This is a genomic window from Porphyromonas sp. CAG:1061 (assembly GCF_000435035.1).
Taxonomy (GTDB): Bacteria; Bacteroidota; Bacteroidia; order Bacteroidales; family Porphyromonadaceae; genus Porphyromonas_A; species Porphyromonas_A somerae.
The window spans coordinates 1-2,679 of record NZ_HF988952.1 but is presented as its reverse complement, the minus strand read 5'-3'; the positions used below and the strand labels follow the sequence as shown (position 1 = coordinate 2,679).

1 protein-coding gene is annotated in these 2,679 nt (G+C 46.7%); it reads right to left on the bottom strand.

Annotation, left to right across the window (positions count from 1 at the left end; translation table 11 throughout):
- Positions 1–1,899 (bottom strand): alanine--tRNA ligase (alaS, locus tag QVO39_RS08680; RefSeq protein ID WP_288171964.1); only part of this gene is annotated, 1,899 nt, incomplete at its 3' end.
- Positions 1,900–2,679 lie beyond the last annotated feature (780 nt).

Sequence of the window (2,679 nt, the reverse complement as noted above, 5' to 3'; positions counted from 1 at the left end):
AATAGGCATAGTGCGGTGCTCTTCCCTCGTGCTATTCTGCCGAATCGCCTCATTTACCTTCACCTCCACTAGGCGAAGCTCCTCTAGGCTCATCTTTGAGAAGTGTGAGAAGTCAAATCGAAGTAGCCGATCACTCACATACGATCCCTTCTGCTCCACATGCACACCCAGCACCTCCCTTAGGGCATGGTGCAATAAGTGGGTAGCACTGTGATTCGCTTCAGTCTGTCGTCTCAGTTTCTGATCCACCTTCGCCTCAAAAGTTTGGCTAGGGTTACTAGGAATCTTCTCCAGCACCGAGATAGGGAGGTTATTTTCCTTGATAGTATCCACCACCTTTATCTCCTCTCCATCTTCAGTACCGACCAATACCCCTCTATCGCCAATCTGTCCACCTCCCTCGGCATAGAATGGATTGCGACTAATCACTGCCTGAATCGTCTTTACCTTATTTTGCTCAATCTCACGATACCTCAGTAGCTCAGTCTCCACATCAAGGAAATCATAGCCCACAAACTCTTGTTCGCCGGCGTGCACCTCTACCCAGTCACCCGCAGTAATGTGCGCGGCATTCCTAGCGCGCTCCTTCTGTTTTTTCATCTCCACCTCAAAGCCCTCAAGGTCTGCACTCAACCCTCTTTCCCGCAGGATTAGGTCGGTGAGGTCGGTAGGGAATCCATAGGTATCATATAGCTCGAAGACTACCTTGCCATCTAGCATTCGGCTATCACCCATCTCACGGATATGCTGATCCAATAGAGACATACCCGTCTCTAGGGTACGGAGGAAAGAGGCCTCCTCCTGCTTGATCACCTTCGTAATGATCTCCTCCTGCTGCTTTAGCTCAGTATAATGGTCGCCCATCGATTCGATAAGGGTCGGTATCAGGCGGTACATAAAGGGCTCGTGCTGGTTGAGGAATGTATAGGCATACCTCACCGCTCTACGAAGGATACGCCTAATCACATAGCCTGCCTTGGCATTACTTGGCAATTGCCCATCAGTAATACTAAAAGCAATCGTGCGGACGTGGTCGGCAATCACCCTCATAGCGATATCCCTCTTCTCATCCTCACCATATTTACTCTGCGACAGCTCTGCAATCTTATCAATCAGTGGGGTAAAGACATCGGTATCATAATTACTCATCTTGCCCTGCAAAGCCATACAGAGGCGCTCCAAGCCCATACCAGTATCAATCACCTTATTAGGCAGACCTACCAGCGAGCCATCGGCCTTGCGATTGTACTGCATAAAGACAAGGTTCCAAATCTCCACCACCTGTGGGTGGTCACGATTCACCAAGCTCTTACCATCTACCTTGGCACGCTCCTCATCGCTACGCAAGTCAATATGAATTTCGGAGCAAGGACCACATGGTCCTGTCTCACCCATCTCCCAAAAATTATCGTGCTTATTGCCATCAATGATGCGCTCCTCTGAAATATGCTCAGCCCAGAAGTCGTGTGCCTCATTATCACGCACTAGCCCCTCACTCTCGGCACCCTCAAAGATCGTCACATACAGGCGGTCTTTATCGATACCATATACCTCCGTAAGTAGCTCCCACGCCCAAGCAATCGCCTCTTTCTTAAAGTAATCACCAAAGCTCCAATTACCTAGCATCTCAAACATCGTGTGGTGGTAGGTATCATGCCCCACCTCCTCCAAGTCGTTGTGCTTGCCACTCACCCTCAAGCACTTCTGACTATCGGTCATTCGGCTATATTTGATCGGCACATTTCCCAGTATGATATCCTTAAACTGATTCATACCAGCATTAGTAAACATAAGTGTGGGATCATCCTTGATCACCATAGGTGCCGAAGGCACCACCTTATGACCCTTACTCTCAAAGAACGCCAAATACTTCCCCCTTATTTCATTAACTGTCATCATATTAATTCAAATATAAGATCAAACGACCAAACCTTCAACTCGCAAAGATACCAAATAGTTAGCAGTTACTCTCCACTAAAATTACACTTCGCTTTAGAACTTAGGTAGAACTTAGGGGTTGTCCTCTGTCCTCTCCTGAAACAGTAGACACGCCAACCTTATATTCCGTATGCATGCGGAATGGATTCCGCATAGCTACGGAATACGTTCCGCACGGCTACGGAATGCATTCCGCAGGCAAGCGGAATATGTGGACGCTATATTATCGCATTCCTGAATAGGTAGACACTCAGTCAATTCTATTCCTGAATGGGTGTACACATTGTGGCAGAAACCCTACCCTCCCAAAGTAGCACTCTTTTTCATCATATTCAAACAAGTGATATCCAACTACATATCAGAGCAAAAATGAGATGCAACAAACCGATTGCTTAGTTGCAACTCGTCAATTGCTTAATTGCAACTCGTCGATTGCTTAGTTGCAACTAAACTTTTGCTTTGTTCGTATCAAACTAAATTGTTTGCTCCCAACTAAATTCAGCCCATAGATGATGAGCGTAGGTGCCGATGTATTTGAGGCTATAAGTAAGGTTACGAATCAGTAATGCCTTAGGCTGTTCGATAAGTACCCTATATATATATGTGTATATTAGAACTAGGGTGGCAGGGATTACACATTAGAAATGACGACAATAGGTATTAGATTTGATTGAACATATTGTCTATAAAGGCATAAGAGCACCCGCCAGGGTGCCACTCAGCTAGCCCCCGTGTCGGAGG